Source organism: Gordonia sp. (in: high G+C Gram-positive bacteria), from assembly GCF_052106715.1.
Taxonomy (GTDB): Bacteria; Actinomycetota; Actinomycetes; order Mycobacteriales; family Mycobacteriaceae; genus Gordonia.
Window position 1 is genome coordinate 1 of record NZ_JBQEDL010000008.1, and the last position, 20,282, is coordinate 20,282.

A 20,282-nucleotide genomic window follows, 5' to 3' on the forward strand; every position below is an offset into this window, starting at 1 on the left:
CGAATCCAATGCTGGCTGACTGCGTGGAACCCAGTACACACCAAAGTCTCCGGACTTGCCGGGGCGATTCAACCGGTCAGGATGCGCACCAATGGGAATCGCGGGCTTGACCCAGTCGGATCGTCCGCGTGAGAAAGCGTAGCGTGGCTCGCGACCCACCCCGTTCAGTCTGAGGGATGTACCTGACCGCCCCGAATCGCTTGCTTATGGAGCGTCGGCATGAGTCGGAGGCCAAGCTGCACCCTAGGAAGGCAATCGCACATGACCTCGCATACGTTCACTATTGGCGGCGACCTCACCGTCCACCGTCTCGGGTTCGGCGCGCTGCGTATCACCGGACCCGGCTTCGTTGGAATGCCGGCGGACCCCGAGAACTCGAAGCGAGTAGTCCGACACGCCGTCGAGCTTGGCGTGGACTTCATCGACACTGCCGACCAATACGGCCCGTTCGTCTCCGAAGAGTTGATCGCAGAGGCGCTCGACGGAACAAGTGAGAACGTCGTCATCGCCACCAAGGGCGGGCTAGTCCGTTACGGCCCAGCCGACGACATTAAAAACGATGCCACCCCACAGCACCTCCGCGACGCCCTCGACGGGAGCCTCCGCCGGCTGAACTCCGAGCGGATCGACCTTTACCAGTTACACCGCATCGATCCGGACATTCCTGCCGAGATCACCTTCGAATTCCTCCGCAGCGCGCAGGAGCAAGGCAAGATCCGACACCTTGGACTCTCCGAGGTCGCAGTCGACGACATCAAGAAGGCCCAGGAGTTCTTTCCGGTCACCTCCGTGCAGAATCGTTACAGCATCACCGATCGGGAAGCCGAACCCGTCCTCGCGTACTGCCGCGAACAGGGCATCGCATTCATTCCGTGGTACCCAATCGGCGGCGGAGACTTCGGTGAGCGCGACGCATTGAGCGAGGTCGCAGCCGTCCACGATGTGACCACCCGTCAGGTCGCGCTCGCCTGGCTGCTGCACCACGCCGAGAACATCCTCTTGATCCCCGGCACCTCCAGCATCTCCCATCTCGAACAAAACATGGCCGTCGGCGAGCTACACCTCACTACTGATCAGATGGCCTCACTAGATGCGCTCAGCCAATTGCCGACGACGTAGCCACCAGCAGAAACAGACCCGGACGATAACTCAGGCAGGAGCGCGGCCCCCCGAACCACCGGACTGCATCACCGTGCCGGTGCGAGCTCCACGACCGGGATCGTCCTTCCCGTTTTCGACTGATGTTCCGTGTACCTACCCTTGTTGACGGAGTCCATAAGTGTCCATCGGCGTTCGTAGTCCGGATCATCAGGAAACGTAATCCGAGCGAAGGCCTGCCAGCGCTTGGTTCCGATTTGCACGACGCAATTGGGATTGGCCTTGATATTCGCAAGCCACGCAGGCGCTACATCCGCGCCGCCGGCCGAGGCGACAATGACGACATTCTCCCCATCGTAGGCATAGGTGAGCGCCGTAATTCGCTCCAGGCCCGACCTTCTCCCCCTCGCCCGTAGGAGGAGGGTCGGGTTGCCGAATAGCAGCCGATGGCCAATCCTTCCATCGGATTTGATGTATGCCTTGCGGTGCATCTTCAGTATCTGGTGGTAGATATCGGTCATAGTGATCGCTTTCGTTGGTGGGCTCTGCCGTTAAGGTGAGCTAGGGTTTACGGTGTTTCGGTTGCGTTGCCAGTGAACTCTTCCGACTTCGCCCACAGCGCCCGCGCAAGACCGAAGTCGCACGCATTCCGGCTCCGGCCCACGAGCGTCGGAGCTCCGCTGTACTCGTAGAATCCGCTCGGCCCTACGTAGGACCCCAGCGGAATCGGCATGGTTGCTGCGAATAGAGAGGGCAGCGCGCCCGACTCAGCATCTTGCGCAACAATGGCGTTGCCTATGCGAAGCAGCGCGCCAGCGAGTCGGCTGCCGGAGCGACCTTGAAGGTTGGTTGCGGCATACCCAGGGTGACTGGCGAACGCGGAGACGTGGGAGTTGGAGGCAGTCAGCCTTCGTTGCAGCTCAAGGGTAAACAGTAGGTTCGCGAGCTTCGACTGCCCATAGGCCCCCAGCGGGCTGTACTCGCGCGACCCCCAGTTCAGGTCATCGATATCAAGGGCAGCTCTCCGGTGAGCCTGGGAAGAAACCGTGACAACCCGATCTCGAATGCGGGGCAGAAGCAGGCTCGTGAGCGCGAACGGACCTAGGTGATTGACTCCGAAGTGCATTTCGAACCCGTCCTCGGTCGAGCCCAATGGGACAAACATGATTCCCGCGTTGTTGATCAGCACGTCAATCGGCTCGGTGACGCGGTCTGCGAACTCCCGAACGGACCGAAGACTCGCCAGATCAAGCCGGTCGACCTCGACCTCGCCGTCGATAGTCGCCGCCGCATCTGCACCCTTGACGACATCCCTGACCGCGAGAATCACTCGTGCGCCAACACCCGCAAGTCCCCTAGCCGTCGCTAGTCCGATCCCACTGTTGCCCCCGGTTATGACTACTGTGCGCCCCTCCTGGTCCGGAAGGTCGGCGCATGTCCAAGCAGGTGCGTTCATCTCCACAATGTATCCACCGACAACATTGTTGTCAATGACAACTCAGCCCGGGCTAGAATGGACCACATGACGAAGCCTTCTGGGCGTTACCACCACGGAGACCTGCGCTCCGCGCTGCTGGTACGCGCCGCAGAGACACTGCAGGCCGATGGGATCGCCAAACTTTCCCTAAGGGGGATCGCGCGCGACCTCGGTGTCAGCCATACTGCGCCGAGCAAGCACTTCCGCGATAAGGAGGATCTCCTCGATGCACTCGTAGCGGACGGGTTCCGAAGTCTCACAAATGCGATGTCAGCGGTGGATCCCTCCGACGGGGATACCCACAAGCACCTCCGCAATCTTGGGATCGCGTACTTCGAGTTCGCGCTGGAGAACGAAGCGCTCCTGACCCTAATGTTCTCGAGAAAGCATGCCCCCAACCGAAGCCCCGAAGTGATCGAAGCTGCAGGTGGCGCGTTCGCCGTCGCACTCGACGTTCTTTCAGCAGCACGCGAACGGGGCGAGATTTTCACCGATGACCTACGCCACACGACGTACCAGTCGATAGCCACACTTCAAGGGATAGCGACCATCGTCAGCACAGGTCTGCTTCCACAGGCGGAGGGCCGGAAACTCGTTACGTCAAGCACCCGGAACCTCCTTCGAGCACTTCGATCACCGTAATCGGCACTGCCGCGTGAATAGCTACCGTCTCGTGATCGGGTCAGGACGGCAAAGAGCACACAGCAGCCTCAGTTGCCATGATCAATGAACCTTGTCACCGGGCTATCCCTGCCGACATCGTCGTCGGCGACGTCCAAACGTAGGTCAGGACCATCCGTCCGACAGTTCGCCGTTGTGCTCCCCCAGCGCCGGAGCATGCCGGCGAATCTCGAATTCCTGGCTATCGACGGAGAACGGCGGGCCGATCGCCACGAACTCGCCGGCAAACGGATGGCTCATGGGCGCGACGACGGGCCGCTCGCTCAACTGCCGGTCCTCGAGTACTTCGGCAATACTCTCGTGTACAGGTCCAATCGAAATTCGCTGGGTTGCAGCCATATTCAGCCACTGATCGCTGGTCCGCTCGGCGAAGACGGCCGCCACCTCCGCCGCAAGCCGATCTCCCTCGTAGCCCGCGTCGAGGAGATCCTCCCGGCCGACCGCCGCACAGAATCGCGCCCACAACGACGGCTCGAGCGCTGCGAACGCGATCTTCGCACCGTCCGCTACGTCATAAATGCAGTACCGGGGGCCGTGTTGCCCGTCGGTCAGCGCAGGCAGCGTCGAGCCGTCAGCGATTCGAGACTCGTTTGCGAAGTACACCACCGGGACCATCGATGCCGCCAGCAGCGCGTCGGCCTCCGACACGTCGATCACCGCGCCCTTCCCCGACTTCTCCCGCCGGTACAGGGCGGCGCAGATCGACGCTGCCGTCGGCCACGCCGCCGCGAGCGCGGGTCCCCCGCCCCGCCCGTCGAGGGCTGCTCCCTCCAGCTTCCGCGCACCGGGGAAACTCCCCACGAGTGCCCCGACGAGCAACCCGTGCGCCGGAACGTCCGCATACGGCCCCGCTGTCCCGAAACCGGTGAGCGTGCAACGGATCAGCCGCGGATTGAGCCGGTGCAGCGAGTCGCCGTCGTAGCCCAGCCTCGCGAGCTGCCCCACAGCATTACCGTCGATTAGCACGTCGGCCTCAGCGACCAGAGCCTCCCACCGCGCACGGTCCGCGTCGTCCCGGAGGTCGACCGTCACTCCGCGTTTGTTCCGGTTGAGCTGCAGATGCGCCGGTGAATGCCCGGGTGCGATCTGTCCCAGAATCCGTATGAGATCACCATGCGGCGGTTCTACTTTCACCACATCGGCACCCAGATCGGCCAGCGCCATACCGGCGGCCGCACCGGGCAACAGGGTGGCCGTCTCGACCACCCGCACCCCGTCGAGCAGTCCTGTCATGCCGCTCCGGCCCTAGCGAGGCCGTGGTGCGCGCACGCGTCGACCATCATCGCGAACATCCCTGCCTGCTCCGCCTTGCCCCGCCGGTTGGCGCGTGCGACGCGAGCCTCGAGGGAGGTGATCACCCGGGCCATCCCAAACGCCTGATAGAAGGGCAACTGCTCGAGATCGTGGCCAGATTGTTCGGCGAACTGCCGCGCCACACTCTCCCACCCGGGGATCACCTCATGAGATGCCGGATCGCCGCCGCCGAGCGTGAACGCGGACAGCACCGAGTTCTCCGACGGATGCACCCACCGGGCCGTCAGATAGCCGATGTCGACGAGTGCGCCGCCAACAGTCGCCGTTTCCCAATCGATCACCGTCACACGCGGATCGCCGCCGGGCGCGGCGATGATGTTCATCGGACTGTAGTCGCCGTGGATCAACGCGAGCTCAGTGTGCGACGGCGCGTTCTGCTCGAGATACTCCATCAGCCGGTCGACAACGGGCGTGTCCCTGGTGCGTGCATCCTCGAGGAGAGACCGGCCCTTGTCGAGTTGCTGGGCGAGGTACGTCGCCTCGTCTGCTCTGGTGTCCAGACCTGCTGTCCGCCAGTCGAATCGGTTGATGGTTATGAGTGCGTCGACGACGGATGCTGCGATTCCGGCGCCGCCGGCCGATGTCCGCAGGCGTTCCGGCAACGCTCCGTGCAGTACATCGCCCTCCACGTGCTCCACAAGCAGCAGTCCGTTCGGGACCGGAGCCGTGGCGTCGCCGAGTAGCACCCCGCGGGCGTGCGGAATGTCGCTGCGATCGATGGCCTGCAGGATCTTCCATTCGTGTGTGAGGTCGAAGGCGCCGTGATCGGTGAACTCGGCACCGCTCGGCGCCACGCGGAGGATCCACCGCAGCTCCCCCCGTCGGACGACGAAGATCTGATGGCTCTGCCCCACCGACTGATCCAGCAGATCGACGGCGACGTCACCGTCGCCGGGGAGCCGGGGTTCTAGCCATCCGGCGACGGCCCGTACCTGCTCGGGTGTCAGGTGCTTACGCGGGTTGTGATGATTGGGAATGGTCACGGGTGGAACCCGCCATCGAGTCGCAGGGTCTGTCCGGTCATCCACGAGGCATCGGTACTCACCAGATGTGCAACGAGTCCGGCGACCTCGTCCGGCTCACCGATCCGGCCGAGCGGCGACTGCATCGCGTACCAACCGAGCGTCCCATCGTCGGTCACCTCCCGCATCGATTCTGTCTCGATGAGTCCCGGCTGCACCGTGTTGCAAGTGATCCGTCGACTGCCGAGTTCACGTGCCGCCGTACGGATCAGCGCTTCACCGGCCGACTTGCTGGCCGCATAGGCTCCGCTGCCGGACAGACCCACCGCGGCGTTGAGCGATGACAGGTAGACCACCGATCCACCTTCGGACATCGACTCCTTGCACCGGCCCAGGGCCGCGGCCAACGCGTGTGTGTTGACCGCGAAGCAGGCCAGGTAGTCCTCGTGTTTGGCTGCCGCGAGCGACCGCAGGGATCCGAAAACGGCATGTGCTGCCGCATGAACCAGGACGTCGATGGCTCCGAAGTCGGCGACGACCCTGTCGAAGAGCCTATCCATGCCGTCCACGTCGAGCAGATTCGCGTCGATGGCATACGTCTGGCCGCCGGCCTCCCGCACGGCGTCGAGCACGGCTTCCGAGCGTTCGCGGCCCGAGTGATAGGTGAACGCCACCCGGAATCCGTCGGCGGCCAGCCGTTCGACGACGGCCCGCCCGATCCCGCCCGATCCCCCGGTGACCAGTGCAGTCCGCTGTTCGGAGATGTCCGGCATCAGTACCACCGTAGGACGACGACGGCACCGTTGAGTCCGGCGCCGGCAGTGGCCAGAACCACCACGTCGCCGCGCTTGAGGGGCCGCTCCTCCGTCGACATCTGGAGGGTGATGGGCAGTGACGCCGATGCCGTGTTGCCGGTAACGTCACCGGCAACCGGAACCCGCTCGGCGTCGACACCGATGAGAGCGCCGAACATCTCGAGCATCCGCACATTCGCCTGGTGGACGATGAAGCGGTCGACGTCTGCGACGGTCAGACCCACCTCGCCGAGGCACTCGGTCATCATCTTCGGCAATTCCTGGGCGAAGATCTCCACCAGCCGGTGCCCGTTCATCTCCAGTGTGAGGTCCGCCGGGGCCTTACCGAACTTCTCGACGTTACGGATCGCCTCGCGCTCAGTGGAGTCGGTGAGCATGCGAGTCGACAGGATGCCGTAGCCCGCAGGCACCGGACCCAGAACGAAGGCGCCGGCCCCATCCCCGAAGAGCGGTGCCATCCGCCGATTGTCCAGATCGAGCATAGCTTCGCTGCGGTTCATTCCGGTTACGACCGCGGTACGCGTCATATCCGCCAAATAGAATCCGAGCGCCGTGATGAGTGACTGCCCGAAGCCCGCACATCCGCCGTCGATGTTGAGTACGGGCGTCTGTCCGAGACCGGTGAGTGCATGCACATCGTAGGCGGGAGCAGGCACGATCCGGTCCGGCGTCGATGTCGCGGCGATCAGCATCTCGGGATCTTCATCGGGATCCAATCCGCCGCGACTGCGGGCCTCCTGGACTGCCCTCTTCACCGACTCTGCGCCCATGAACGCCGCTGACTCGTCTGGTCCGGCGAACCGGCGTTCGAAAACCCCGGTCTTCTCCTTGATCCATTCCGGATCGAAACCGTGCTCTGCGCCGAGCCGTTCGCTGGTCACTCGGTCGTCGGGCAGATAGCTGCCCATACCGAGCACGCCGAACCCGGCCGACGCTTCCCTCTGGTATCTCATGTCGTCCTGATTCCGTATCGCCACTAGGTCATGTATTCACTCATTGCGTCGTTCCCCGGCATAAGTCATGTCGGTATCAGCACGAGTGCCGTTAACCCGGGACTCATTCAATCGAATGCCTCAACCGCCGCGGGCCAGGACGATCGGTCAAATTCTCGCGACATTTCCGCCCCTTCGACTTCCCCATTTCGGTCCGGAACGGCTTGACTGTGAACAAACGCCACCCGGAATCCCCACGAAGGCCGCCCCGTGCGAGACATCACTGTACTGAACACGCTGCTCGGCCCGCCCGGAATCCTCGTAGTTTCCGGATGATGGTGTGCTGAACCATCTCCCGACGAACGAGTTCATCGGTGCAATCCACTCCCCTCAACGATCAGCGGGATCGGTGGCGTCTTGTTCAATACGCCCCTGACCACACTCGTCACCAACGGGTCCTTGCACCGAGCCCGTCGCCCGCGTCACTCGGTCAGGTCGTGCTGATCACCGGTGCTGCGACCTTGATGAACGTCGCCCTCATACATCGCTGTTGTTCACCTTGTTCGGATATGTCTCGGGCGCGCTGACGTCTCTTGCCGGACTCATGCTGCAGATCTTCTCTTACGGCGGCATCTGGACGGTTGAGACCCTGCCGCCGCCATTGCGTCTTCTGCATCCGATCAGCCCACTCACGTGCGTGCGCGTCGGCCTGATCGCTGCGTTCAACACAGTCGCGCTCCCCCCACCGCTTATCCGAGCGTGCGTAGGGAACTCAGCGGCGCGGCTTCAGCGTGAAACTGCCGATCCGAGTGCCGCCGAAGTACGCCGGACCGCTGTATCCGCCATGCCCGTCCCTGTTCATAAAGACGCGGTGGCCCGGGAAGAAGTCGACGTAGCCGCCAGTGGACGTCGGGTGAATACGATAACGGCCGATGAGCACCAGTTCGTTGCCTTCGACATGGCCGGTGCGCTGGAGTAACACCACACCCGCCGACAGCGTTGTGGACGTGTAGGCACCTGGCTTGACGTCGGCAGAGGCTTGGCCGACCGCACCGAGCGCGATGGCTGCGCCGACGACCACAGCGACCGAGGCCGTCCGGACAACGGGTGAACGCACGTAATTCGGCATTATCGTTTCCTGACGGCTCGGGGGTCTACAACGATACCCCTGGCGGGGCACTTCTGCGCTCCAACCGGGCGCACCGATTGCAAAGGGAACGGCATGCGGTCACCTCATGTCGCCGCTGACAGGGGCGCTCGAGTGCGATGCGCCACTTGCTAGAATTGCCAGGTAGAAACCCCCGCGACGCGATTGAGGACGACGAATGAGCACTGCCGGCCCGGAGCGGACTCGCCCGAACGCTGTCGAGTATGTCCTGTACTGCTACGGGAAGCGCCTTCCCGACTCGATGAGAGCGTGGGTTCGCAACGATCTCGCCGGCCCGGGGGCCGTACGTCGAACCGTCGTCCGGTGGTCTGCGCTGTGCGTGTTGATTCTCATCCCGCTGCTGTTCATTCCGACCACCTTTCTGGTGCATGCGAGCATGACGCTGCCGATCCTCATCCCGTTCGTCTACTTCTCGTTCGCGTTGAATACCGTGTGGCGGCGCCATCGCCTTGACCAGCACGGGATGGACCCGGACATCGCGGAGGAACGCAGACGTGAGCGCGAGGCACCCCTTCGCCGCGTTTACGAGGAGAAGTACGGGCCGCGCAGCCGATAGCCGCGCGGATCAGCCCGTTCGATCAACCTCGTCCGGATCGAACGGGGTCTCCTGGTAGACGCAGTAGTTCAGCCAGTTGGCATACAAGAGGTGGCCGTGACCGCGCCACCGGTTGAGCGGTAGGACGGCAGGGTCGTCGCCCGGGAAGTAGTGTGCCGGAATCGGGACTGCCACCCCTTGCTCGGTGTCACGGCGGTACTCGCGCGCCAGTGTGTCCGCGTCGTACTCGGGATGGCCCGTGACGAAGATCTGACGCCCGTCCGCAGTTCCCGCCAGGAACACTCCGGCCTCGTCGCTCACTGCGAGTACGTCGACCTCCCCGGTGGCCGCTATCTCCGCGGCGTGGACATCGGTGTGTCGCGAGTGCGGTGCAAGGAACTCCTCGTCGAACCCGGTGATGATCGGCGACTCGACACCGGTGAGCCGGTGTGCGAACACACCCGAGATCTTCTGCGGCACTTCGTATTTACCGACGCCGTAGTGGTGGTAGAGCGCGGCTTGCGCACCCCAGCACACGTGCAACGTCGACTGCACGTTGGTGCGAGTCCAGTCCAGGATCCGCGCCATCTCGGGCCAGTAGTCCACGTCCTCGAAGTCGAGTCTTTCGATCGGCGCCCCGGTGATGATCAGTCCATCGAAGTTCCGGTGGGCGACGTCGTCGAAGGTCGAGTAGAACGAGTCCAGATGCTCCGACGACGTGGTCTGCGAGACGTGGCTCGCCATGTGCAGCAAGGTGATCTCGATCTGGAGCGGAGTGTTGCTGAGCAGCCGCAGCAACTGCGTCTCGGTGGCGACCTTCAACGGCATGAGGTTCAAGACAGCGATGCGCATGGGGCGGATGTCCTGATGCCCAGCACGTTCGTCGGACATGATGAAGACGTTCTCCGCCTCGAGGATCGCTCGGGCTGGCAAGTCGTGCGGGACTGTTACAGGCATCGTCGTCCAGTGTAGTTCGACGACGCCGAGTACTCATGCAACGCGACAGTTCTCGGCTATGCCGGTGCGGTAGCGGCCTCGGCTGGCTCCCCGATCGGACGACCCACATTGATCAAGAGACCGGTGATCACCGCGACTGCCGCGAGAATCCCCGCTGCGACGTAGAAGCCCATGCTCTCGCCGTGGACCAAGGACACCGCCTGCATGTGCACCACGTCCGCCGGTCCACGTATGGCATCTTTGTGGCTGGTCGCGTAGGCGGTTGCCGCGTTGGCCGCCACCGTGTTCAGCAACGCGGTGCCGATGGCGCCGCCCACCTGCTGGGAGGTGTTCACCATGGCGGACGCGACGCCGGCGTCGTACGACTCGACACCGAACGTCGCGAGGTTCATCGACGTCATGAACACGGTGCCCATTCCCATGCCGAGCATGATCAAGGCCGGGAAGATCACACTCCAGTACCTCGTGGAGTCGGCTGAGATCTGCGTGAACAGGAGCATGCCGCACGCGGCGAGCAGAGCGCCCGGGACAAGGAGGAACCGAGGTGGGACGCGGGTGATCAACCGCGCGGCGATCTGGGTGGAGCCGATCAACATACCGAAGACCATCGGCAGAAAGGCGACGCCTGCACTGAGCGGCGAGTAATGGTGCACGGACTGCATGTACAGGGTGAGGTACAAGAAGGATCCGAACATCGCGATCACTGACAGTCCGACGGCGAGGTAGGCCCCACCTCGCGCTCGGTCGGCGACCACCCGCAACGGCAGAAGTGGGTACCGGCTCCTGGTCTGCCAGGCGACGAACAACGCCAATAGGACGACGGCGACGACCAGACTCGTGATCGTTCCCGTATCTCCCCAACTGGTCTCCGATGCCCGACTGAACCCGTACACGACAAGTGCCAGGCCCGACCCTCCGAGAAGGACGCCGAGGAAGTCGAGTTTGACGACGTGATCGGGGTTGCGCGGCGGTTCCTTGATCTCGAAGATCGCTCCGGCGAGCGCGACAGCAGCGAACACGACGTTTATGTACATCGTCCAGCGCCAGTCCAGGACCTGGGTCAGCAGGCCGCCGAGCAACAGGCCGACGGCGGCGCCACCGCCGGCGATCGCACCGAAGATGCCGAAGGCGCGGGCCCGCTCTTTCGGCGAGGTGAACATGACGGTCAGCAACGACAACGCGGCGGGCGCCAGCAACGCTCCGAACGCCCCCTGGAGGGCTCGTGCACCGAACAGCATCGCCTCGTTGACGGCGGCGCCGCCCAGAGCGGACGCGAACGCGAAGCCCACGAGTCCGACCATCAGTGCTCGGCGTCGACCCCAGAGGTCGGCGATCCGGCCACCGAAGAGGAGCAACCCACCGAACGCGAGTGCGTACGCGGTGATCAACCACTGTTGATTCGCGTCACTGATGTCCAGGTCTTGTTTCGCGTACGGCAGCGCGATGTTCACCACGGTGCCGTCGAGCACCACCATCAACTGCGCGATGCAGATGAACACCAACGCTTTCCAGCGCCTCGGATCCGGTTCTGTTGTAGGTAGAACGTCGGCAGACGTCATTAGTCGTCTCGATTCTGTCGTCACGCATTCAGTTCGTTCACGGCGCCGCTATCGCTTCCCAGCCCTAGGAACCATACGACTCGGCGGGCGACCTGAACAGAGTAGATGGAGATCGATCCTGATGTGCTCATCACACCTCGACGAAGTCAGCCGAATAGCCGAGTAACCGGCCTCACCGAGGTACCGCTCGGGTGATTGTGGCAATAATCAACGCCCGCGTCTCGATCGGATCGATCACATCGTCGATCTCGAAGTAGCGCGCGGCGTTGAGCGCTTTCGCATGCTCGCGCATCTGTGCCGTCGCCTGCTCGACGACCTTCTCCCTCTCGTCCTGCTCCATGGCGGCGAGTTGCTTGGCCATGCCGAGACGGACGGCGCCTTCGAGTCCCATCGGCCCGAGGTGAGCGCTGGGCCAAGCCACCGTCATCAGCGGCCGGTGCGTGCTTCCACCGAGCATCGCCTGTGCGCCGAGGCCGTAACCGCGGCGCGCGACGATGCCGACCAACGGTGTCGTCAACCGGGCGCCGGCGTTCACCATGCGCGTTGCCTCCCGAACCAGCCCGGTCCGCTCGGCCTCAGGTCCGACCATGAAACCCGGGGTGTCGACGAGCGACACCACCGGCAGTCGCCACCGTTCGCACAGGTCGAGGAAGTCGGCCGCTTTACGCGACGCGTCCGTCGTGATCGCTCCGGCCTCATGCATCGACTGATTCGCGAGGATGCCGACAGCATGTCCGCCAACGCGCGCGAGCGCCGTGACGAGTTCGGGCGCGTACGCCGGACGCAACCAAGTCAAGGAGTCGGCATCGGCGATCGTCTCGACTACCGGACAGACGTCGAACGCCTGACGGTCGTTGGCGGGCAACGCGTCTCGGAGCGCGGCCTGTCTGCCGTCGTGGTCCACGGTGGCAACCGGTCTTTCGTCGAGATACCCGAGGATCCGCGCGACGACGGCGACTGCGGCCGCCTCGTCGTCGACGACGACGTCGACCACACCGTTGGGCTCCTGATCGGAGACGGGCCCGATCTCCTCGGGCGCGAACTCGCCGAGACCGCCTCCGGAGATCATCGCCGGTCCGGCCATGCCCAGGTTCGCATCGACCGTCGCTATCCGCAGGTCGGCGCAGCCCGCGAGCACCGCATTGCCTGCGAAGCAACGACCGGAGACGACCGCGATCCGCGGTGTGGTCATGGCGCCCCACATCGCGAACGACCCGACGTCGAGGGCGGACACCGTCGGCCAGTCGACGTCGCCGGGCCGCCCGCCGCCGCCTTCGGTGAAGAACACCGTCGGCAGATTCATCCGGGTCGCGATCTCGATGAGACGATCAGATTTGCGGTGCCCGCGCATCCCCTGCGTTCCCGCCATCACCAGATAGTCGTACGAGAAGACCGCGCACGGGCGGCCGCCCACAGTCGCAGTACCTCCGATGATCCCGTCCGCGGGCGCCTCCAGGACCAGATCCATCACCTCGCGGGTGCTCTCCTGCGCAGGCGTGACAAACCGTCCGTACTCGACGAACGACCCGTCGTCGACGAGGTCCGCCACGTTCTCGCGCGCCGTCCGCCGCCCCTTTGCGTGCCACGCGTCAACCTTCGCCGCACGAGCCGCATCCGTCGTCAGGTGACGGCGGGCGAGGACTTCGGTCACGCCGTCCGCCGGTTCGCCGCCGGTCATCTGGTGGTCAGCCTCTGGACTCCGTCGCTCACTCACTCTCGCACTGTATGGCAGAAGCGCGGGCGGGTGCCGCCTACTCGAAAACCTGGCACAGTCGACATGGTGCGAAATGAACAGCGGATGCCGACCCGCACTGCCGAGTCCAAAACTTTCACGGCCCGCGTGCAGACGGCGATGGCGCTCTGCGCCGAACTAAATGCTCTCGACTTCACTGACGTGGTCGGACGCGGCGAGAAGTTCACCGAGATCTTCGGCAGGCAACTCCCCGACTCCCTGTCCATTCTGCCGCCGTTCTACTCCGACTACGGTCTGCACACGACGTTCGGCGAGCAGGTCTTCATCAACCAGGGATGCTTCCTGCTCGACTTCGGCGGAATCACGATCGGCGACCGTGTGCTGATCGGGCCGCGCGTCACCCTGAGCACCTCCGGTCATCCCGTCGAACCCGACGAACGCTTCGACTTCATCACGCACGCACCGATTCTCATCGAGGACAACGTGTGGATCGGAGCGGGTGCCACCATCGCTCCCGGCGTCACGATCGGCCACGACTCCGTCGTCGGTGCCGGCACAGTCGTCGCGAAGGATGTCCCGGCGCTGAGTGTCGTGACGGGCACCAACACCGTCGAGCGACGCACACTCCGCGCCACTTAGTCTTCCCCGCGGCCAACCACCGCCGCCTCCGCCCCTCGCTGAGAACGTTTGTGCTCGACGGTGCCCTCAGGACACTGTCGAGCACAAACGTTGTGCGGAACTCAGACGTCTCGTCGGCGGAGCAGCATCCACGCCGCGGCGAGCACTGCGACGACCTCGAAGGCGAAGACCCCGAAACCCGGCCACGCCGACAGAAGGTCTGGATTGAACGGGACCGGGGTGGACACAGCCTGGCCCGCGTTCCCTGGCATCAGCTTCCCGAGCCATTCTCCGAATGCACCGGGGACCATCATGACCATGTTTCCCAGGATGAGGATCACGGCCAGCACGATCGTGATGGTTCCGGCCGTGTGCCGCACCACGAATCCGACGCCGACGCTGAACAGGGCGATACCCGCCATGAACAGCCCGCTGCCGTACATCGACCGGGCCACCGCGCCGGCCATCGGCATCCCGATGCCTTGTGCGTCGAGGAAGAAGTTCCCGCCGAAGTACCCGAGCAATGCGGTGAACGTGCCGACGACGAACATCAGCGGGCCGACGATCAGCGACTTGGCGACCAGCACCCGGCCGCGAGAGGGCACAGCGGCGAACGTCGCCTGGACCATACGAGTTCCGTACTCACTCGTCACGCACAGCGCACCGATGACGGCGGCACAGATCTGGGCGATCATCATCCCCCACGTGATGAACGACCCCGGGGACTCGTCGGCCGACTCTGACGCCAGCCACTCCGCGTTCGCCGCGCACAACACGACGGTGAGTCCGGCACCGAGGACGACGGTGGCGCCGAGCGTCCACCAGGTGGACCGAACCGAGAAAAGTTTGATCCACTCCGCCTTCACGACAGATCCGAAACCAGGCGCGGCCGGTGCGGAGAACGTCGTGTCGGCGACTGCCCTGCCGACAGTCGTGGTTGTCATCAGAAGGCTCCTTCGAGCGTCGGGGCGGCTGGGCGCTCCATGTGGGCGTGGTACTCGACGGAATCTGCCGTCAACGCCATGAACGCCTCTTCGAGAGAGGACTGAACGGCTGTGAGTTCGTGGACCCGGACCTGCGCGGCGAATAGGATGTCGCCGACGCCGGATGCGTCCACCCCGTCGACACGGAGTTCGTCGCCGACTGTCGCTCCGCCATATCCCGCCCGAGCTATTGCTCGTAGCGCATCGGCGGGATCAGGGGTGCGGAATCGGACGTAACTCGGTGCGTGCTCGGTCATGAAGTCGGTCATCGAGGCGTCGGCGAGGATCCTGCCCTGGCCGATAACGATCAGGTGATCTGCCATCAGTGACATCTCGGCCATGAGATGCGAGGACACGAACACCGTGCGGCCCTCGTCGGCGAGTCGCCGACAGAGTCGTCGAACCCAACGGATACCTTCGGAGTCGAGCCCATTGACCGGCTCATCGAGGATCACCACAGGTGGATCACCGAGCAGCGCGGACGCGATGCCCAGTCGCTGCCTCATGCCGAGTGAGAACTTCCCTGCGCGCGTCTTGGCGACGTCCTCGAGTCCGACGTGGTCGAGGACCTGGCGGACCCTCGCATGTGAGATTCCGTTGCTCGCAGCGAGCCATCGCAAGTGGTCGACGGCCGAGCGGCCCGGATGGACGGCGTGCGCTTCGAGTAGCGCGCCGATCTCACGGAGTGGCGCAGGCGATTGCGCATAGGGATGGCCGTTCACGGTCACCGAACCGGACGTCGGTCGGTCCAGACCCAGAACCATCCGCATGGTCGTCGACTTCCCGGCCCCGTTCGGTCCGAGGAACCCGGTCACCTTGCCCGGCGTCACAGTAAAGTCGACGCCGTCGACCGCGACCCGATCGCCGTACCTCTTGGTCAGTGCGCGTGCTGAAATCATGTCAGTGCTCTCTCGTCGAGGTTCGTCATCACCATGAAGCTAACTTCGACCAGCACTTATACACATCGGTGGATTCCCTGACATCGCCCCTGGTTCGGACTGAGGGACGCTCGGTGACACCGCCTGAATCACGTTGCGAAGGCGGCCAACAGCATTCGCGCCGCCGTCGCGACCAATGCGTCGCGATCAGCGTCGGGCCTCCGGAACAGCGCGATCCGCAGGCACAGACTCGCGGTGGCTCCCATCGTGAGGAACACGAGGTCGTCAAGTTCGGGGTCCTGCAGATCAGGTCGTAGCCGCGCAGGCAGGACACGCGCCAGCGGAGTCAGCGGGCCCTCTACTTCCGGCCACAACCGTCCCTCGTCGCCCGCTGTCACAGCCACCGACAGAATGGGCTGGTGACGCTCGAACGAAGAGGTGAGGGTCTGAACGATGGTCACCATTGCATCCATCGGCTCCTGACCGAGCGCAACGCCGACTCCGGTCGTGAGATCGGTGGTGATGTCGCGGATCGCGTTTGATCTGAGTTCATCGACGACTGAGTCTATCGACGCGAAGTACCGGTAGACGGTACCTATGCTGACGTGCGCGTTATCGGCCAGTTGCTGTGTTGTCGGCAGGGTCCCCGGCGTACGCGCAAGCAGCCGCAGCGCCTCGGACAACAGGCGATCGCGCATCTCGATGCTGCGTTGCTGTCGAGGTCGTGCGCGCCGTGGCGCCGCGGACGATCGGGCCATGAAAGTGAATAGTAACTGAGGATTCCTCGTGTTTGACTGAAGACATGGTCACACAGCCTCCCACCGACCTCGTAGAGGCAGACGCCGCCGTCCATCGTTTCGGCCCCGCAGGTACGCGATGGCTCGAAGCGATGTGGGACGCCGATCCGCTCGCCGACGCCGTCGTATGCGACGACTTCCCCTCTGGCTCGGCGACCCGCGCCGTCACCACAGCACTCGCGTTCGGCGTCGACGCGGTCCACGAGGCGCCTGCCTCGTTGCACGAGATGTTCGCTGCGCTCGACGACGAGCCGACCTGGGTGGACCATGCCGCCATGGACCGGGCCGCCGACGCCCTCGTCCAGCACACGGCCACCATGGGGATCGTTCTCGCCGCAGCGTCATTGCTGCGTGGTGCATCGAACACACTCGCCGGCAAGCCGCTCGCGCTGACCGGCCGCTACGTGTCGCAGCCCGCGGTCCGCTCGGTGGAGGTTGGCGAGTGGCTTCGCCGAATTCTCAGCCCCGGCGGAATGCGCCGTGACGGAGATGGTTTCGCGTACACGGTGCGCGTGCGCATCATTCATGCCCATGTGCGTCGCGGGCTCCGACTGGCCGACCTGTGGGACGACGACGCGTGGGGCGTCCCCATCCCGCAGCCCTACATGGCATTCACCATGGCTGAGTTCGGACACATCGCGCTCGAAGCGATGGAGAGGGTCGGCGTCCGGTTCACCGATCAGGAACTCGCCGACATCTATCACCTGTGGCGATACGTCGGCCACGTCGTCGGTGTCGACGATCACCTCAACCCTCGTACCGCCGCGGACCATATCCGGATAGAGAAGCTGTACCGGTTGACGTCGCCCGGGCCCGGCCCCGATGACATCGAATTCGTCGCCGCGCTCACCGACGACTACTTGATCCCCGAACTGGCAGCGCTACTGCCGGGCTCCGACCATGTACGCCGCGCGACGGCAGCCGAACTGACCCGCAGCCTGCAGCGCCTGTTCCTCGGGGAGCAGGCAGCCGACGAGCTTTGCATTCCACCGAGCCGCCTCACCGGCATCCTGAAGCTCGCCCGCCCGCTGTTGGCCACCAGCGAGCGGTTGCGGTTGATCGCGGCCGGTGGTCGGACCGAGCTCATCGCCCGCGGATACCGCGACCGCGATACCGAGATGGAGCGCATGAGAGTCGCGTACGACGTTCGGCACCAGATGGTCGACGACGCTCCAGCCGCGCGGTCGATGTAAGGACGGCTCAGCACGATCAGGGTCGATGCCAGGTGAGCGCGTACCGGAACAACGGCAGTCGCCGCCACCTCGCGTCCGGGAGTACCTCAAGCGCGGTCCTGGCGACCTCCTCGTATGTCTGTGGCGGCGGCCAGACGGTCGGCGCAGAGTGCTCCCAGTACCCGTATCGCCACGAGAGCCACCTGTGCTGAACGGCGCCCACAGCGGCGTACGCGTAGTCGAGTGGACTGGACGGCTGCGCGAGTCCGACGATCACGAGCACACCGCCAGGCGCCGTTAGTTCGGCGAGTCGCGTGAACGCGGCATGGGGGCCGGGCAGGTGGTGGATCGTGGCAACCGAGGCTACGACGTCGAAGGTCCGGCCGAACGGGTGGTCCATGACGTCGCCGCAGACCCACTCGAGGCTTCCGACCTCCGTACGTGCCGACTCGAGAACGTCGTCGTCGATGTCGATTGCGACCACGTCGTCGACGACCGCCGCCAGATCGGCGGCCAACAATCCGTCGCCGGTTCCCACGTCCAACGCCGATCTCGCGCCATTCGACACGGCATCGAGAACGAGACCGTGATAGTGAATGTTGTGGTTCCAACGTCGCGGCCGCTCGGACATGTCACCGATCGTAGCCAGCCGAATTCGGGGTTGTCGCGAGCCGATGCCGGGACAGACACAGAAATGCCCCGCCTGCAGCGCAGACGGGGCATTTCACGGGATCAATCGATCACTCGGCCGCGACGGTCTTGCCGTCGACGGTCACCTCGACCTTCTGCGTCTTGGTGTTGTAGGTGATCTCACCGTTCTCGAAGGTCGACTTCTTCATGTCGCCTTCCTCGGTCTCGTCGCTGGTCGGTGCGCCCAACGGACCTGCCGAGCCGCCCTTGCCGTCTTCGGCGGGCTCGCCCTTGTCGTCACGCTTGACGTTCCACGCGTCGCGGATCTTACCCCACGTCACGTAGGCCTGGTCGCCCTTCGACGTGATGACGCCGCCGTCGAACTGCTGGAACGAGACGCCGTTCTCACCGGTGCCCTTAGCATCGTCACCGGTCAGCGGCTTGCCGAGATCGGTCTTCTGCTTCTCGGTCGCCGACTGGTACTTGGCTGCGATCGCGCCAGTCAGGGTGACCTTGGACCCGTCCGCTGCTTCGAGCGGGACGTCTTCGCCACCCATAGCGCCAGACTCCGAGCCCGATTCCGCGCCGCTCGCGTCTGCGGACTGCTCGGTGGACGTACCCGACGCATTCGAAGCGTCGTCGTTGTTGTCGTCGCTGCATCCCGCCGCGACCAGCGTGGTCACGGCCAGAGCTGCCACGATGCCTGCTGTCCGGCGGCGCACAATCTTCGTCATGTCTCCCCTATCGGTTTCTGTCACGATTCGTTTTGGGTGAATGCGTGAACATTGACCCGAATAGACAATAGCGTCTGTCCCGTACTCCGTCATGTAGTCAATGATTTCGATTTCGACACATATTCATTCAGATCGACCACAAAAGCATCACAACCACCCGAAACGGGCCGGGAACGTCCGCCTGTGTAGGTTTGAAATATCGAATAGATGATGGAGGACAACAAATGCCAGGCATTACACCCGAACCCCTGGCCGTCGACTCGGAAGCGGTACGAATCGTCGGCGATCGATGGGCGTCGGAGACCTCGTCAGGCACACCGATCGTCCTCCTCCACGGCGGCGGCCAGACCCGGCACTCGTGGGATCGCAGCGCCGCAGCGCTCGCCGAACGCGGCCGCGAGGTCTACACGATCGACCTCCGCGGACACGGTGACAGCAGTTGGGCACCGGACGGCGACTACGGCATCGACGCGTTCGTCAACGACATCGGGAACGTCGTCACCTCCATCGGTCGGGCGCCGATCATCGTCGGCGCGTCACTCGGCGGGATCACCGGGCTGTGCCTGGCGGGTGAGAACCCCGGCGAAGCGGCCGCTCTCGTCATGGTCGACGTCGTGGTTCACGTGGAGCCCGAAGGCATCGGTCGTATCCAGTCGTTCATGACCGATCACATCGACGGCTTCGCGACACTCGACGAGGTGGCCGACGCCGTCACCGCGTACAACCCCGAGCGGAAGCGGCCACGCAACCTTGAAGGCCTCAAGAAGAACGTCCGCCTCCACGACGACGGTCGTTGGTACTGGCACTGGGATCCGGCGTTCATCACCTCGTCAGGGAACGAAGCACGCCGCCATACGGATCCGGCACGACTGAGCGCCGCTGCACAGCAAGTGAAGGTGCCGACGCTCATCGTGCGCGGCGGAAGGTCGGATGTGGTCAGCGAGACAGGAGTCGCGAGCATGCTCGAGCTGGTCCCCCACGCCGATGTCGCCGACGTCAGTGCCGCAGGCCACATGGTGGCCGGCGACGACAACCAGGTGTTCGCAACCGCCATTGACGACTTCCTCGATCAGCACTCACTGTGAGGTTTCGCGCGACCGCCCGAGGGGAGGGGCGAGCAGCGACAGTGCGGAATAGATGGCCAGGCCATAGGGTTGAAGGCGAATAGTTGTTCAGAAAGTTGAAACCCTGTCTACGCCAACCGCTTACCCTCGGATCGCTGTCGTCGTGCTGTGCGCGGCAGGCATCGTCGTCTCGCTCATGCAGACGATCATCGTCC

At 64.2% G+C, this 20,282-nt stretch carries 21 protein-coding genes; 6 read left to right on the plus strand and 15 right to left on the minus strand.

The genetic code is table 11. From position 1 onward, the window contains the following. Positions 1 to 261: 261 nt before the first annotated feature. Positions 262 to 1,119 (plus strand): aldo/keto reductase, encoded by an 858-nt coding sequence (locus ACTIMF_RS05740; protein ID WP_442349321.1) that lies wholly within the window; start codon positions 262 to 264, stop codon positions 1,117 to 1,119. 68 nt (positions 1,120 to 1,187) lie between these two features. On the opposite strand, the gene ACTIMF_RS05745 is transcribed toward ACTIMF_RS05740, so the two are convergent. Then, entirely contained in the window at positions 1,188 to 1,619 is a 432-nt protein-coding gene (locus tag ACTIMF_RS05745) for a nitroreductase/quinone reductase family protein (RefSeq protein ID WP_442349322.1), read from the minus strand. Positions 1,620 to 1,666: 47 nt separating this feature from the next. Further along, the gene (locus ACTIMF_RS05750) at positions 1,667 to 2,554 is read right to left on the minus strand and encodes an oxidoreductase (RefSeq protein ID WP_442349323.1); all 888 of its coding nucleotides are present in this window, start codon (positions 2,552 to 2,554) and stop codon (positions 1,667 to 1,669) included. Positions 2,555 to 2,620: 66 nt separating this feature from the next. Between ACTIMF_RS05750 and ACTIMF_RS05755 the strand changes: the two genes are divergently transcribed. Continuing rightward, entirely contained in the window at positions 2,621 to 3,217 is a 597-nt protein-coding gene (locus ACTIMF_RS05755) for a TetR/AcrR family transcriptional regulator (protein WP_442349324.1), read from the plus strand. 144 nt (positions 3,218 to 3,361) lie between these two features. Here the strand turns inward: ACTIMF_RS05755 and ACTIMF_RS05760 are convergent, their stop codons facing one another. From ACTIMF_RS05760 to ACTIMF_RS05780, 5 genes are all read right to left on the minus strand, one after another. Next, positions 3,362 to 4,489: a CaiB/BaiF CoA transferase family protein gene (locus ACTIMF_RS05760; protein WP_442349325.1), complete on the minus strand. Its 1,128-nt coding sequence runs from the start codon at positions 4,487 to 4,489 to the stop codon at positions 3,362 to 3,364. Continuing rightward, entirely contained in the window at positions 4,486 to 5,553 is a 1,068-nt protein-coding gene (locus tag ACTIMF_RS05765; protein ID WP_442349326.1) for a phosphotransferase family protein, read from the minus strand. The genes ACTIMF_RS05760 and ACTIMF_RS05765 overlap by 4 nt, the downstream gene beginning before the upstream one ends. Further along, complete coding sequence (locus ACTIMF_RS05770; RefSeq protein ID WP_442349327.1) at positions 5,550 to 6,305, minus strand: SDR family NAD(P)-dependent oxidoreductase; 756 nt, start codon at positions 6,303 to 6,305, stop codon at positions 5,550 to 5,552. The genes ACTIMF_RS05765 and ACTIMF_RS05770 overlap by 4 nt, the downstream gene beginning before the upstream one ends. After that, positions 6,305 to 7,300 (minus strand): 3-oxoacyl-ACP synthase III family protein, encoded by a 996-nt coding sequence (locus ACTIMF_RS05775; protein WP_442349328.1) that lies wholly within the window; start codon positions 7,298 to 7,300, stop codon positions 6,305 to 6,307. Before ACTIMF_RS05775 ends, ACTIMF_RS05770 begins: the two co-directional genes overlap by 1 nt. 751 nt (positions 7,301 to 8,051) lie before the next feature. Next, complete coding sequence (locus ACTIMF_RS05780) at positions 8,052 to 8,396, minus strand: hypothetical protein (RefSeq protein WP_442349329.1); 345 nt, start codon at positions 8,394 to 8,396, stop codon at positions 8,052 to 8,054. Positions 8,397 to 8,604: 208 nt separating this feature from the next. On the opposite strand from ACTIMF_RS05780, the gene ACTIMF_RS05785 reads away from it, so the two are divergent. Next, positions 8,605 to 9,003 carry a DUF5313 domain-containing protein gene (locus ACTIMF_RS05785; protein WP_442349330.1) on the plus strand — a complete coding sequence of 133 codons (399 nt, stop codon included), beginning with the start codon at positions 8,605 to 8,607 and terminating at the stop codon, positions 9,001 to 9,003. Positions 9,004 to 9,012: 9 nt separating this feature from the next. On the opposite strand, the gene metA is transcribed toward ACTIMF_RS05785, so the two are convergent. The 3 genes from metA to ACTIMF_RS05800 all read right to left on the minus strand — a co-directional run bounded on the left by metA (position 9,013) and on the right by ACTIMF_RS05800 (position 13,176). After that, positions 9,013 to 9,939 carry a homoserine O-acetyltransferase MetA gene (metA, locus tag ACTIMF_RS05790; RefSeq protein ID WP_442349331.1) on the minus strand — a complete coding sequence of 309 codons (927 nt, stop codon included), beginning with the start codon at positions 9,937 to 9,939 and terminating at the stop codon, positions 9,013 to 9,015. A 56-nt stretch (positions 9,940 to 9,995) separates the two neighbouring features. Further along, a complete protein-coding gene (locus ACTIMF_RS05795) occupies positions 9,996 to 11,498 on the minus strand; it encodes an MFS transporter (RefSeq protein ID WP_442349332.1) in 1,503 nt (500 codons plus the stop codon). 172 nt (positions 11,499 to 11,670) lie between these two features. Then, complete coding sequence (locus tag ACTIMF_RS05800; RefSeq protein ID WP_442349433.1) at positions 11,671 to 13,176, minus strand: acyl-CoA carboxylase subunit beta; 1,506 nt, start codon at positions 13,174 to 13,176, stop codon at positions 11,671 to 11,673. A gap of 102 nt (positions 13,177 to 13,278) precedes the next feature. On the opposite strand from ACTIMF_RS05800, the gene ACTIMF_RS05805 reads away from it, so the two are divergent. After that, a complete protein-coding gene (locus ACTIMF_RS05805; protein ID WP_442349333.1) occupies positions 13,279 to 13,830 on the plus strand; it encodes a sugar O-acetyltransferase in 552 nt (183 codons plus the stop codon). A 101-nt stretch (positions 13,831 to 13,931) separates the two neighbouring features. On the opposite strand, the gene ACTIMF_RS05810 is transcribed toward ACTIMF_RS05805, so the two are convergent. The 3 genes from ACTIMF_RS05810 to ACTIMF_RS05820 form a co-directional block, all read right to left on the minus strand. Continuing rightward, positions 13,932 to 14,753 (minus strand): ABC transporter permease, encoded by an 822-nt coding sequence (locus tag ACTIMF_RS05810; protein ID WP_442349334.1) that lies wholly within the window; start codon positions 14,751 to 14,753, stop codon positions 13,932 to 13,934. Continuing rightward, positions 14,753 to 15,691: an ABC transporter ATP-binding protein gene (locus tag ACTIMF_RS05815; RefSeq protein ID WP_442349335.1), complete on the minus strand. Its 939-nt coding sequence runs from the start codon at positions 15,689 to 15,691 to the stop codon at positions 14,753 to 14,755. Before ACTIMF_RS05815 ends, ACTIMF_RS05810 begins: the two co-directional genes overlap by 1 nt. A 128-nt stretch (positions 15,692 to 15,819) precedes the next feature. After that, positions 15,820 to 16,428, minus strand: a complete 609-nt coding sequence (locus ACTIMF_RS05820) for a TetR/AcrR family transcriptional regulator (RefSeq protein WP_442349336.1) — start codon at positions 16,426 to 16,428, stop codon at positions 15,820 to 15,822. Positions 16,429 to 16,472: 44 nt separating this feature from the next. Between ACTIMF_RS05820 and ACTIMF_RS05825 the strand changes: the two genes are divergently transcribed. Continuing rightward, on the plus strand, positions 16,473 to 17,660 hold the full coding sequence (locus tag ACTIMF_RS05825; protein ID WP_442349337.1) for an oxygenase MpaB family protein: 1,188 nt from the start codon (positions 16,473 to 16,475) through the stop codon (positions 17,658 to 17,660). 16 nt (positions 17,661 to 17,676) lie between these two features. Here ACTIMF_RS05825 and ACTIMF_RS05830 read toward each other — a convergent pair whose 3' ends face one another. Together ACTIMF_RS05830 and ACTIMF_RS05835 are read right to left on the minus strand one after the other, a co-directional pair. Beyond that, positions 17,677 to 18,270: a class I SAM-dependent methyltransferase gene (locus ACTIMF_RS05830; RefSeq protein WP_442349338.1), complete on the minus strand. Its 594-nt coding sequence runs from the start codon at positions 18,268 to 18,270 to the stop codon at positions 17,677 to 17,679. A 109-nt stretch (positions 18,271 to 18,379) separates the two neighbouring features. After that, positions 18,380 to 19,003 (minus strand): LGFP repeat-containing protein, encoded by a 624-nt coding sequence (locus tag ACTIMF_RS05835; protein ID WP_442349339.1) that lies wholly within the window; start codon positions 19,001 to 19,003, stop codon positions 18,380 to 18,382. A gap of 224 nt (positions 19,004 to 19,227) precedes the next feature. On the opposite strand from ACTIMF_RS05835, the gene ACTIMF_RS05840 reads away from it, so the two are divergent. Then, on the plus strand, positions 19,228 to 20,088 hold the full coding sequence (locus tag ACTIMF_RS05840) for an alpha/beta fold hydrolase (protein WP_442349340.1): 861 nt from the start codon (positions 19,228 to 19,230) through the stop codon (positions 20,086 to 20,088). Positions 20,089 to 20,282: the final 194 nt, after the last annotated feature.